The sequence below is a fragment of the Marinoscillum sp. HNIBRBA16962 genome (assembly GCF_057801515.1).
Window position 1 is genome coordinate 2,299,430 of the sequence record NZ_CM173603.1, and the last position, 12,832, is coordinate 2,312,261.

Below are 12,832 nucleotides of genomic sequence, written 5' to 3' on the forward strand. Positions count from 1 at the left end.
CATCCGAGTGACTAATATGACCGAGGCCTTTGGCCGTTAGTTAATTTGATCTACTTAATTACCAGCTTTTACCGTTGTTCTCTCATCATATATTCAGCGATTAGTTTTTCATTTGAGTTATCGCTTTTTGATAAAGAGTTGATTATGTTTTTTTGTTCCGTCGCTGTTTTATTTTGACTTAATTTTTTCTTCCCTTGTAATTCGAATACTTCTACTTCGAATGCTACAATTCCTTTGGACATATTTGTTTTATACTCATCCGGCAAAGAATGCCATTGCTTTTTATAGGACTCTTCATAATAGTCTATGGTTTTTTCCAGTAATTCAATGACTTTATCAGAATCGGTAATAAGTCTTCCTTCGCCATAAGAATGAATCGAAATGTAATTCCAGGTGGGTACATTTAGTTCTTTCTCGTAGTTAGTTGGTGAAATATAGGCGTGGGGTTCGCTAAAAATGACTAATATTTTGTTTTCCTCTATGTCCTTCCATTGATCATTAGCTTTTGCGAAATGGGATGTTAGCACAATTTTGTCATTCCTCAAATCCACAAGAAAAGGCAGATGAGTTGCTGTTGGGACATTGTTTTTTGAAGTTATAATGGTTCCGAAGCTGAACCGCTTGATGAAGTCGATTGCCTCGTTTTTATCAGCTAAAATATTGGTTTTGGGAATATACATTTTAGTATCTTCTTAACAGTAAGTAAGTGGTTGATTCTGATCAGTACTTTACTATCCTATTGATAAGTTGAGTTTTAAGTACTCGGCAATTTTAAACCCCTGGATCAAAGGTATTACACCTTCTATATCTTTAAAATCAAAAGGGGAAAAGATCGATTAAATAACTCCATCAGTCGCTCGGCTCCAGCCAAGTGACTAATATGGCCGAGGCCTCTGGCCGTTAGTTAATTTGATCTACTTAATTACCAGCTTTTACCGTTTTTCTTCATCATATATTCAGCGATTAGTTTTTTATGGTCCATCAGATGTGTTGAAATTATTGATTACTGTGCTGTAAAAATGATAAGCTTCTTTTATTGAATCACTCTTGATTGTATAACCAAATTGAATACGATTTTTAGTCCTATTAAACTCAGATAAATCAAGAGTCATTAGTTGGTATGATGAGTCAGGTTTTTGAGAAAGGAGTTTACTGTCATTTATTTTAATTAGGAGTTCGTCTATTTCTTTGGGGCTATGTCTAACGGCTTGAAATGCGATAATTACTTTATTATTGTGAATAATTGGATAGTGGTATTTAAGTGAGTTATCGCTATGCGAGAGAGAAGTTAATATATTATAATCATCCGATTCACTACTTTTGTGGAAGGTAACATCTTTAGTTTCTTTTATTCCAACCTTATTGTAGTATTTTATCCAGAAGTTTGTTTTGTCAACTAATTCGAAAGAATTAAAGAATCTGTCTCTCAGTTCTATATATATTGATCCATCCTCATTTCTTGTGGTGATCGGATGAAAATAAGTTAAATGATACGATGTTTGGCCGTTTACTATGATTCTATCGTAAAAATGTCTATTGTTTGCTGTGTCAATACAGTTTGTTTCTAGTGTAAATAGTCCATTCCATTTCTTAATTTTTGAATCCACTTCTGTGAACGATACCGTTTTCAGGAAATCAATGTAAGATTCTTCAATAGAGGTTGTATCAATATATGAATCATAATCAGTAAAAAACCTAAACCGCATTTGGTATTTGTCCAGTACAAATACTTCTCTCAAAATAAAAGTATCTTTTTGTATCAAGTTTTCTGGCTGAACAGGGAAAAACGCGGAAGCGCCACTGAAAATGTCAGTATTTGCTATCTCAATTTGAGAGTTTAGAATGGAATCTATCTTATATTCCCAATAATTTTGGTAAGGTTCTCTCATGCTGTGGTTTGTCTGGGCATCATACTCTTTTTGAATCTGAATTATTATGTTTTGAATACTATCACGAAGGTTACTTGCATCATGATAACTTAAAGTTTTGGATTTGATGGAATTGTTAAGCCATTGTGTGCCTATATAAGTAATGTTGGCGTGATATTTCTCGTGCTTCAATAGCCGTTCTTTGCTTCGAACATTTTCGTTAAACCATGAATTAAACCTGTCCATGGTTGTGAATGCCTTAATTGTGCCATTTTTAAATTTTCTCAATGTTAAATTCGTGGCGATTGAAGCATCGAAATCTCTCCCAAAGAACTTCTCTTTTTGCTTAAAATCCTCTATTACCATGGCCGAATCAGGATGCCAATCGATGTATCTCTCAGGATTCCCACCATGATTATTGAAGTCTATGTAGCTAATTAATAATAAAATAATAGAAAGGATAATTCCGCCTAGTTTAAACTTCACCATAATGTCAATCCAAATTTTAGAATGACCCAATTTATCAGTGAGAGGATGAATTCCACCATGAAGATTATGATCAGAACCGAAGTTATTAAGTTGGAGTAATACCCAATCATATAAAATGTGCCTGATATTTTAAGTATTAAAATAGCGATTAGGATAGTAAAGACTGACACAACTAAGTCATGTACAATTCGTCCAAGAAACCTATTTCTTCGCTTATGCTCAATGTAGTATACTCGATGACCGACAATCATTGGTAGGAATAAAAGAAATGATGCCAGCACATAATAGGAATCTAATAGATTCAATTGACGACAAAAGAAGAAGAGCGATAGTAGCATTAAGGCTGAAAGGAGTGCTGATAGTACATCTTTGAATGAAAATTCTTCGAAGTAATCTCTCATGATAACGTAATTTCCATTTTTTATTGGTCCGCATTGCAAATGCGGATTGCTATGTTTTGACTTTTTAATTAATTGAGTCCTTTTTTACTGAATCCGGTTTCTTCAATAATCTCTCCAATTCCTCAGGTTCAATGACAATTTCCCCTGTTCCATTTGTGTACTCAAGTACTTGTTGTGTTTCCTCTGGCGTTAATCCAGGAATCACATATGGTTGTGTACTTTGATAAAATTTGTGAATTTTAACTCCAATAATTACGACTAATAGTGTCATTATTGATCCAATAATTAAAGCATTTGTTCTCCTTTTTGATTGTTCATAGGGGCCAGGTAAATAATCAGAAACCTTGCCTTTAAATCCTCTAATTGCCCAAATTGTGGTTGCTCCAAGGAGATAAATTCCGAATGTTACTGGTGTTTTGGCCATTTTAGTTGCTGCCTTTACACATCTTTATAATGCCATTTCTATTAATAATCGAACTCTATCATATTGAGTTTTTACAGCTAATGATATCATAAGAGGACCTATCCAGTCCTCCTTTGCTACAAGACTCCCTAAAACTAAACATTTTAATCCGACTACTTATTGACATGGATTTCTGTGTATCCATGTCAGGAAAGCCTTATTCTCATTTCGGATATCTTTCTCCTGATAAAAATCAGGTTTTTCCTTGAACTCGCTCATAAGATACCCCTCATTATCCCTGTTTTTTTGCTAAAACTATCATGAGCGTCATATTCATCCTTATCGGTTTTAGTCTGCTGGTCGCCAGCGGATTCCTCGGAGCCTTCATCTGGGCATCTCGCAGTGGCCAGTATGAGGACGACTATACGCCATCTGTAAGAATACTTTTTGATGATGAACCAAAACAATCAATCAATGGAAGCAACCCTCGACGAAAAGACGGAACAGAAAAAAAGTAGTGGGCTGGAAACCTTTTACTACGATAATGCGATCGTTCGCTTGTTCCTGATCGCCACTACGGTCTTTGGTATTATAGGCATGTCTGTAGGATTACTGGCTGCCTGTCAGTTTTTCTGGCCTGAACTCAATTTCGGACTGCAATACACCACGTTTGGTCGTATTCGTCCACTCCACACCAATGCCGTGATCTTTGCCTTTGTAGGTAATGGGATCTTTGCCGGTGTATATTATTCACTTCAGCGGTTGTGTAAGGCCCGCATGTATAGTGACCTGCTGAGCAAGATCCACTTCTGGGGTTGGCAAGCGATCATTTTATCGGCTGCTATTACTTTACCCCTGGGACTCACCACCGGTAAAGAGTATGCTGAGCTGGAATGGCCAATCGATATTGCCATTGCCGTGATCTGGGTGGTCTTTGGGATCAATATGTTTGGTACCATCCTCAAAAGAAGAGAAAGACATTTGTATGTAGCCATCTGGTTTTACATCGCAACATTCGTCACAGTGGCGATGCTTCATATTGTTAACTCCTTTGAGTTGCCAATAGGTCTGTTTAAAAGTTACTCATGGTATGCGGGTGTGCAGGATGCATTAGTTCAGTGGTGGTACGGCCACAATGCAGTTGCGTTTTTCCTAACCACCCCATACCTGGGTTTAATGTATTATTTCATACCGAAAGCAGCCAACCGGCCCATCTATTCATACCGGCTTTCGATTGTGCACTTCTGGGCGCTGATCTTTATCTACATCTGGGCAGGTCCTCATCACCTGCTGTACAATTCTTTGCCTGACTGGGCTCAGTCGCTGGGTGTGGTGTTTTCGGTGATGCTGATCGCTCCCTCATGGGGAGGCATGCTAAACGGTCTGCTTACGCTCCGTGGCGCCTGGGACCGGGTTCGTGAAGATCCTACCCTGAAGTTTATGGTGGTGGCAGTAACCTGTTATGGTATGGCCACCTTCGAAGGTCCTATGCTTTCATTGAAAAGTTTTAATGCGATCGCTCACTTTACTGACTGGATCGTAGCACATGTGCACGTAGGTGGATTGGGGTGGAATGGCTTTCTCACTTTCGCTATGTTGTACTATCTGATCCCGAGGCTGTATGGGACTGAGCTTTTTTCTAAAAAGTTGGCCAATACGCACTTCTGGATTGGTACTTTAGGCATTATTTTCTATGCGTTGCCACTGTACTGGGCCGGATTTACTCAAAGTTTGATGTGGAAGCAGTTTTCTCCTGAAGGAACCCTCGTCTACAGTAACTTCCTGGAAACGGTCACCCAGATCCTGCCGATGTACATGCTTCGAGCATTGGGAGGCGCCCTTTACCTGTCAGGAGTATTTATCATGGTTTACAATCTGGTAAAAACAGCCAGGAGCGGCAGCTTCCTGAGAGAGACCAAAGCGGAAGCGGCTCCACTGATCAAGGGATACAAGCCTCCCCGGTCAGAACACTGGCACCGAAGAATTTTTGAATGGCGACCGGTCAATCTGCTGGTCTGGAGTTTGATTGCCGTAGGTATCGGGGGTGTTGTTGAGATCGTGCCTACCTTCCTCGTCAAATCAAACGTGCCTACCATTTCCAGTGTGAAGCCATATACACCACTGGAGCTGAATGGTCGGGATATTTATGTGCGGGAAGGTTGCTATACCTGCCACTCACAGATGATCCGTCCGTTCCGATCTGAGACTGAGCGATATGGTGAATATGCCAAAGCAGGTGAGTTTGTCTATGATCACCCGTTCCAGTGGGGGTCAAAAAGGACCGGACCGGACTTATTGCGAGTAGGCGGGAAATACCCTCACAGCTGGCACTTCTACCATATGCTGGACCCTACCAGCATGTCGCCGGGATCGATCATGCCGCCATACCCCTGGTTATTTGATCAGGAATGGAACAAAGCGGACATTCCGGCTAAGATCAGGGCCATGCAAACACTTGGGGTTCCTTATGAAGAAGGCTATGAAGACCAGGCGCTTGCGGACGCAGAGCAACAGGCCGCTGCAATTGCTGCAGAGCTGGAAACACAGGGGGTAAAAGTGATGCCTGATAAAGAGATCGTAGCGCTCATTGCTTATCTCCAGCGCATTGGGACGGACATTAGTAAAATCGAAGGTGTAGCTGACAAAACAGAATAAACAAGATGCTGAAATTTATAAAACACCATATGGAAACGATCGCGGGAATCGAAATATTCCCGCTGATCTCCCTGATTATATTCTTTGCTTTTTTCGTAGGGCTCTTCATCTACGTATTAAGGGCAGATAAAAAGCAGATCAAAGAGATTTCCCAACTTCCATTGGATGAAAACGACGATTAAGATGAAAAATCTGAAATATATATTTTCCTTTTTAGGGTTAGCTGCTTTGCCTGGTATTTCTTATGCTCAGGCCGAAGGTGAGAGCTTTTACAGTCAGTATCAACTAGAGATTGTGCTGGGAGTAGCGGTACTGGTTTGTGTATTGGCTTTGGTAGCATTGGTCACTGTACTTTTTGCTTTAAGAGCTGTATTGAAACTTAGCCAGCCCCAGGCTGAGCAGGAGCTGATAACCGCTCGTTACGGAGAAGAGGGTGTTGGTTTCTGGAGAAAGCTTTGGAATCGCCTCAATGATTCTGTGCCGGTAGCGCAGGAGTCCACAGTAATGACAGATCACTCCTATGATGGTATACGGGAGCTTGATAACCGGCTCCCTCCCTGGTGGTTGTATGGCTTTTATGCGACCATAATCTTTGGTGTGGCCTATTTGCTACACTATCATGTGTTTAAAACCGGTAGTCTCCAGCAGGATGAGTACGAACGGGAGATGGCTGAAGCCAAAGCACAGGTAGAATCATACCTGGCCTCTCAGGAAAACCTGATTGATGAATCCAGTGTGACTCTAACTACAGAAGAAGTGGATCTGGTTGCTGGTCGGGAGATTTTCATCTCACAATGTGCGGCCTGTCATGGTCAGGAGGGTCAGGGAGGTGTAGGGCCCAACTTCGCCGATCGGTACTGGATACATGGTGGGAGCATACAGGATATTTTCAAAACAGTGAAGTACGGAGTTCCGCAAAAAGGGATGATCGCCTGGCAATCACAGCTTTCTCCAAAAGAGATGCAACAGGTTTCCAGCTATATCTACACTATGGAAGGGACTAATCCGCCAAATCCCAAAGAACCGCAGGGTGAGCTGTATGAGCGGGAGAACCCGGCATCTTCAGGGCAGGAAGTGTCTGCAGAAGATGGTCAGGAAGAAATAGAGGCAGGAATATAAATGGAGCCAAAAATAAGCGAACTTTATGGAGATAAAGAGGAGGAGGAATCTTACCGCGATCATTTATCCACAGTGGATGAAAGCGGTAAGCGTGTGTGGGTATATCCTAAAAAACCTAAGGGACAGTTTACTAATTACCGGCTTTTAGTCAGCTTATTGTTACTGGCGATCCTTTTTGCAGGACCGTTTATAAAAATTGGAGGAGAGCCTTTACTGCTTTTCAACTTCTTCGAAAGAAAATTTATCATCTTCGGTCAGGTTTTCTGGCCGCAGGATTTTTTCCTGGCGGTAATCGGGATGATCACACTGGTGGTCTTTATTATTCTTTTTACGGTAGTGTTTGGCCGGATATTTTGCGGGTGGATCTGTCCCCAGACCATATTTATGGAGTGGGTCTTCAGGAGGGTGGAGTACTGGATAGAAGGGGATTATATGGCTCAGAAAAAACTGGACAAGCAGCCATGGAATCGCGAAAAGATCATTAAAAAAACAAGTAAGCAACTCATATTCCTTTTCATAAGCCTGCTGATCATGCACACGTTTGTGGCATATATCATTGGCGTTGAGGAAACGTGGCGCATGATCAAGGCAGGCCCCATTGAGTCACCCGTAGGTTTTACAGCTATGATGGTACTCACGGGGCTGTTTTATGGGGTCTTTAGTCGGTTGCGGGAGCAGGTTTGTACTACTATTTGTCCATACGGAAGACTTCAGGGCGTTTTGCTGGACAGGCAGAGTATAGTGGTAGCGTACGACCATGAGCGGGGAGAGCAACGGGGAAAATTCAGGAAAGGAGAGGACCGGGATGATGCAGGCAAAGGTGATTGTATTGACTGTAAGCAGTGTGTGTACGTCTGCCCCACCGGGATCGACATTCGTAATGGTACGCAGCTGGAATGTGTGAACTGTACAGCTTGTATTGATGCTTGTGATTCCATCATGGATAAGGTGGGACTGCCCAGAGGGTTAGTAAGGTATGCATCAGAGCAAAATATCTCTGAGAAAAAGGCTTTCCGGTTTACCGGAAGAATGAAAGCTTATTCAACAGTTTTAGTGGTTCTGGTAGGAGTGATGATCTCTCTTCTTATTATTCGGTCAGATTTTGAAACAACGATATTGCGTACTCCAGGTATGATGTACCAGGAAATGGAGGATGGTCGCATCAGCAATCTCTACCAGGTGAAGATCGTCAATAAGACGAATAAAGACCTGCCCGTTTCATTAAAATTACTTGAGCCTGAAGCTGGTGAGATAAAAATGGTAGGAGCGGGTATTAGTCTCGAGAAACAAGGGATAGGAGAAGGGGCGTTCTTTGTGATCATTCCTCCCGAGAACCTCACTAAAATGAGCAGTGAAGTGGAAGTCGGCGTGTACTCCAATGGAGAGCTTATAGAAACTGTCTCCACAAAATTCCTTGGACCAGCGATTTAATCATTTATGAAATGACACAACTAAACAATCAAAAATTTTCTAAAAAAGGCTTTCAGTTTAACTGGGGAACAGGGATTGTAATCTCCTTTATCCTGTTTTGCTCTTTTGTGATCTATGTGGTGATCCGCGCCTTTCAGCAAGATGTAGACCTGGTATCGGAAACGTATTATTTAGATGAACTGGCCTATCAGGACCGGATAGAAGAAAAATCTAACCTGGCAAATAGTGGATTGAACGTGGAGGTCAGGCAAACTAAAAATGAGGTGATCCTTAATTTTCCTGACACATTTCGTTCAGCTAAAGGAGAGGTCCACTTTTATCATCCCTCCAGGGAGCTCTTTGATAAGCGCTATGCCATAACGCTGGACAGTCAGAATAGTCAGGTTGTTTCCAAGGAAGACCTGATTAAAGGTAACTACAAAATAAAGATCAACTGGGAGGTGGATAAAACCCCGTATTTCCAGGAAACGGATATTTTCTTAAGGTGATAGCTGCGTTTCTCATCGGACTGTTTGGAAGTATACACTGTCTGGGTATGTGTGGGCCTTTGATGCTTACGTTTACCCGGTCCGGACAGAAAAACTCTGTCTTGTCATTTATGATCTACCATACAGGCAGATTGGTGGTCTACAGTGTCATTGGGTTACTCTTTGGTGTGCTGAGCATGTCTATGTTCTTTTTCCAGTTCCAAAAGTTTGGGGCGATTATTCTTGGGGTATTAATCATTCTGGTGTACGGATTTCCGAAATTACGCAACCGGGTAGAAGGGTGGTATTACCATTCCTGGTTTTACAACCACATGAAAGAAAGCTTGACCGGTTTTTATAAAGGAAGAGCGAGGTGGTTAGCAGCTGGTATGCTCAACGGCCTGTTGCCATGTGGCATGATCTACCTGGCGGCTGCCGGCGCTGTTTTGGCTGGTGGGGTTCTGAAATCCATTCAGTTTATGTTGCTGTTTGGACTTGGAACCATCCCAATGTTGCTTGGGCTTACCCTGGCGGCCAATCATATGCCCAGGATCTCCAAAAACCTTTCCAACCTGACGACACCACTGGCAATGATCTCAGGATTATTGCTGATTATCCGGGGTGTTTTAATTGAAAATCCCGACCTGAACCAACTCATGCAGGTACAGATCGGGAAGCTGATGTCTGTTTGTGGGTTGTAGGAGGTTTGTCGGCTCTAAATTATTTCAATTAAATAGGTGTATAGGATGCCTATAAAAATGGCTATTCCAAAACTCAGTAGCGTTCCTATCAAAATATACTCAGTCAGTTTTCGGTCTTTTGATCTTGAGAGGTCACTAAATCTGAAAACGGATTTAGCTGCAATGAGTAACCCAATTGCTTGCCATTGATTGAGAATAATAAATCCAAAGACAAACAATCGTTCAAGAATCCCGATGTACTTTCCTCCATTTGGTAATGAATCCTCGTCTCTGTCCTCCTCCAGATTCCATGTATTCATGATGTGCTTAATAAGAACTGCAGAGACGTAAGTAACCCCAATTAAAGATAGAGTTAAAAGCAATGCTTTAGGATTATCCAGGAAATCTAATTCTATTGTAAAGGAATATCTTGTAAAGACCACTATGGCAATTACGACTAAATGTGCTACCTGATCTAAGGCAAATAAGGTGATTTCATTGGTTCTCCCCTCAAACCGGAGCTTGATCAGATCTATAATGTAATGACTGGAAGCAATTATGGCCACTGTCCACCAATCGTCTTCGTTTAGTTTTGTGAGCAGCAATATTAGCACTGCATGGATGATTACATGCAGATAGAGGTAAATTGAACGGTATTTATTTTTCCTTTTATGTGCTACCCATTTATCTGGTTGAAATACAAAATCACCAAGAATGTGGGCGATTAATAGTTTAAGCGTTAGAGTGATCATTCAGCTTCGATTACTTTTTGGTAATAGTCATTCATTGACATAATTTCATCAAATCCACCTCTTTTCAAAGTTTCACTCACACTACTTTGCGATTTATTGATGATTCCGGCTATCTCTTTTTGATTTTTATGAGGGTTTTCAAGTGTAATCTTTACCGTCCTGGCCACAGTAGTGCTCCAGGAATTAATGGTCAGTGATGCAAGTCTGATCATTACATTTACAACTTCATTGATTTGATCACTTTGTGTTTTTAAAACCAGTGTGTGTTTTTTAAGCGATTCAAAACCTTCTCCGGAAAGAACAAAAGCAGGGCCATTTGATTCGGTTATTTTCCCGGCCCTATGGGTTTCTTCACCTATTCCGATTGAAATTCTCACATCATAATGTTTGGTGAGCTTTATTGCGGCTTTGATGTGAATTGCCGTTAATAAAGCCTGTTTCGGAGAAGTGATTAGCTGAAAACTATCGCCTCTGTAAATTTCCCATTGCTTTGGCTCCTTTCCATATTGGTTGAGTACTTTTTTTAAAGTTGGGAGCCAATCATTGATGTGACCTTGCCGGGAATTGATAATATCTCCTGTAATTACCGCAACCATGTTGTTCAAATATATCGGATTAAAATACCATATCCAATATTATCGGCTCTAGGACCGATATTTCTGATTATCGGCTCTAGGACCGATATTTCTGATTATCGGCTCTAGGACCGATATTTAAGAAGAGGAAATTATGAAGAAAAGCCTCACTCTTTATCAAACTTAAGTGCGGCAGAATTCATACAGTACCGCTCGCCGGTAGGCTGGGGGCCATCATGAAAAACATGCCCCAGATGACCGCCACAGTTGGCACATTGCACCTCGGTACGGATCATGCCAAATGACTTGTCCATGGTAAGCTTTACGGCATTTTTCCGGAAAGGCTCCCAGAAGCTGGGCCAGCCGGAGCCTGAATCATACTTCGTATCGGACTTAAATAGAGCGTTGCCACAAGCTGCACACTCATAAATACCCGTTTCCTTATTGTTTAACAATGCGCCGGTAAAGGCTCTTTCGGTTCCTTTTTCGCGCAGGATATGATATTGTTCAGGAGTAAGCTCCTGCTTCCATTCTTCTTCCGTTTTATTAATTTTGCCCATTGAAATCAGATTTTTACCTTTTAGTGAACTCATATACGTTTCAAACAGTTTTTTGCTCCGTCCATCAAGTATACATCGTATAACGAAACAAAATCTCGTCAAATCCTTTAAAGTTCCCTGGATCTGATTTTTTAGCTAAATAAACCTGTTAAAAACCGGCAGTGCCGGTCTAAGGCTGCAAGTGATCAAAGCTTGAGTTTTGGAACCAAACGACTAACTAAACAATGAAAAAAAGGCAGTGGATTATTTTGGGCACCACACTGGGTGTCCTGGTGGTAGCAGTGGGATTGCAATCATTTTTTGCAAGTCAAAAAGAAGAACCTGAAATCAAGAAACCTCCGGTAGTTAAGAAATACGTCTCTACTGTTCCTGTAGCGTATGAAGATGTGAAAACACATGTAGTGGCTTACGGCAGAGTGCAAACAGCTCACTCGCTCGACCTGCTATCTGAGGTTTCGGGCCGAATGTACGCCGGTCAGGTGAGCCTGAAAGAGGGAGAACGATTCCGCAAAGGGACCCTGCTGTTTTATGTGGATGACACAGAAGCAAAGCTTAATCTCCGCTCTCAGAAGAGTAATTTTCTCAGGGATATAGCCAGTATCTTACCTGATCTGAAAGTGGATTATGCGGATAATTTCCCTGCCTGGGAAAAGTATTTTTCATCTATCGAGATAGGTGAGGATCTTCCGGAGCTGCCCAGGATAAAATCAGAAAAGGAAAAGACCTTTCTGGCAACTCAAGGCATTTACTCTACATTTTACACCATAAAGAGTGCAGAGGTGCGATTGAAAAAGCACAGGTATTACGCACCATTTGATGGAAGCATTTCAGAAGTAACCATGGAGTCCGGAGCATTCATCAATCCCGGCACAAAGATCGGGACCATTTTGCGATCCGGCTTGCATGAGCTAAGAGTCTCTGTGGAGACCAGGGACATTCCATGGATACAGATGGGTGCGCCTGTAGAAGTGTATTCTGAGGAGACCCAGCAAAGCTGGAAAGGCGAAGTGATCCGTATCAGTGACTATGTAAATCAAAATACACAGTCCGTGGATGTTTTTATTGCCATTGAGCCTGGTAAGCAAAAGATTTATGACGGGCAATTCATTCAGGCAGCTATTCCTGCCAGGATCATAAAAGATGGTATGCTTATACCACGAAATGTCCTTTACAATGGAGGTGAGGTCTTCGTAGTGGAAGATACTTTGCTTAAAGTAAAGCAGGTAAGCGTTCACAGGTTAATGGAAGAAAAGGCCATCATCAGTGGCCTGGAAAGTGGAAGTGATCTTGTGATTGAGCCATTGGTCAATGCACATAACAACCTGGTAGTTTATAAGCAGGAGAAGAAGGATATTGATCTGGAAACAGGTGTTGCTGAAGAAGAGAGCACCTCGGCATCTGGAAATGTAGCATCAAACTAACCCCCTTATCT

General features: G+C 41.7%; 14 protein-coding genes. 8 read left to right on the plus strand and 6 right to left on the minus strand.

Annotated elements, in window-relative coordinates:
• Positions 1-68: 68 nt before the first annotated feature.
• From AC3E9V_RS09920 to AC3E9V_RS09930, 3 genes are all read right to left on the minus strand, one after another.
• Positions 69-680, minus strand: coding sequence for an FMN-binding negative transcriptional regulator (locus AC3E9V_RS09920; protein ID WP_488753034.1), 612 nt, complete (start codon positions 678-680; stop codon positions 69-71).
• A 291-nt stretch (positions 681-971) separates the two neighbouring features.
• The gene (locus AC3E9V_RS09925) at positions 972-2,357 is read right to left on the minus strand and encodes a hypothetical protein (protein ID WP_488753035.1); all 1,386 of its coding nucleotides are present in this window, start codon (positions 2,355-2,357) and stop codon (positions 972-974) included.
• Between the two features lie 465 nt (positions 2,358-2,822).
• Positions 2,823-3,182: a hypothetical protein gene (locus tag AC3E9V_RS09930; RefSeq protein ID WP_488753036.1), complete on the minus strand. Its 360-nt coding sequence runs from the start codon at positions 3,180-3,182 to the stop codon at positions 2,823-2,825.
• A gap of 299 nt (positions 3,183-3,481) precedes the next feature.
• Between AC3E9V_RS09930 and ccoS the strand changes: the two genes are divergently transcribed.
• The 7 genes from ccoS to AC3E9V_RS09965 are packed head-to-tail and all read left to right on the plus strand — an operon-like array spanning position 3,482 to position 9,534.
• Positions 3,482-3,679: a cbb3-type cytochrome oxidase assembly protein CcoS gene (gene ccoS / locus AC3E9V_RS09935; RefSeq protein WP_488753037.1), complete on the plus strand. Its 198-nt coding sequence runs from the start codon at positions 3,482-3,484 to the stop codon at positions 3,677-3,679.
• Positions 3,636-5,816, plus strand: a complete 2,181-nt coding sequence (ccoN, locus tag AC3E9V_RS09940; RefSeq protein WP_488753038.1) for a cytochrome-c oxidase, cbb3-type subunit I — start codon at positions 3,636-3,638, stop codon at positions 5,814-5,816. The genes ccoS and ccoN overlap by 44 nt, the downstream gene beginning before the upstream one ends.
• A 5-nt stretch (positions 5,817-5,821) precedes the next feature.
• On the plus strand, positions 5,822-5,998 hold the full coding sequence (locus AC3E9V_RS09945; RefSeq protein ID WP_488753039.1) for a CcoQ/FixQ family Cbb3-type cytochrome c oxidase assembly chaperone: 177 nt from the start codon (positions 5,822-5,824) through the stop codon (positions 5,996-5,998).
• A gap of 1 nt (position 5,999) precedes the next feature.
• Complete coding sequence (locus AC3E9V_RS09950) at positions 6,000-6,935, plus strand: cbb3-type cytochrome c oxidase N-terminal domain-containing protein (RefSeq protein ID WP_488753040.1); 936 nt, start codon at positions 6,000-6,002, stop codon at positions 6,933-6,935.
• Positions 6,936-8,366, plus strand: a complete 1,431-nt coding sequence (gene ccoG / locus AC3E9V_RS09955) for a cytochrome c oxidase accessory protein CcoG (protein ID WP_488753041.1) — start codon at positions 6,936-6,938, stop codon at positions 8,364-8,366.
• 11 nt (positions 8,367-8,377) lie between these two features.
• Entirely contained in the window at positions 8,378-8,854 is a 477-nt protein-coding gene (locus tag AC3E9V_RS09960; RefSeq protein WP_488753042.1) for a FixH family protein, read from the plus strand.
• Positions 8,851-9,534, plus strand: a complete 684-nt coding sequence (locus AC3E9V_RS09965; RefSeq protein ID WP_488753043.1) for a sulfite exporter TauE/SafE family protein — start codon at positions 8,851-8,853, stop codon at positions 9,532-9,534. Before AC3E9V_RS09960 ends, AC3E9V_RS09965 begins: the two co-directional genes overlap by 4 nt.
• Positions 9,535-9,548: 14 nt before the next feature.
• Here the strand turns inward: AC3E9V_RS09965 and AC3E9V_RS09970 are convergent, their stop codons facing one another.
• The 3 genes from AC3E9V_RS09970 to msrB all read right to left on the minus strand — a co-directional run bounded on the left by AC3E9V_RS09970 (position 9,549) and on the right by msrB (position 11,400).
• Entirely contained in the window at positions 9,549-10,265 is a 717-nt protein-coding gene (locus tag AC3E9V_RS09970) for a DUF3307 domain-containing protein (protein WP_488753044.1), read from the minus strand.
• On the minus strand, positions 10,262-10,861 hold the full coding sequence (locus AC3E9V_RS09975) for a transcriptional regulator (RefSeq protein ID WP_488753045.1): 600 nt from the start codon (positions 10,859-10,861) through the stop codon (positions 10,262-10,264). The genes AC3E9V_RS09970 and AC3E9V_RS09975 overlap by 4 nt, the downstream gene beginning before the upstream one ends.
• 146 nt (positions 10,862-11,007) lie before the next feature.
• A complete protein-coding gene (gene msrB, locus AC3E9V_RS09980) occupies positions 11,008-11,400 on the minus strand; it encodes a peptide-methionine (R)-S-oxide reductase MsrB (protein ID WP_488753046.1) in 393 nt (130 codons plus the stop codon).
• Positions 11,401-11,624: 224 nt separating this feature from the next.
• Here msrB and AC3E9V_RS09985 point away from each other — a divergent pair, with 224 nt between their 5' ends.
• Positions 11,625-12,821, plus strand: a complete 1,197-nt coding sequence (locus AC3E9V_RS09985; RefSeq protein ID WP_488753047.1) for an efflux RND transporter periplasmic adaptor subunit — start codon at positions 11,625-11,627, stop codon at positions 12,819-12,821.
• The last annotated feature ends 11 nt before the right edge of the window (positions 12,822-12,832 follow it).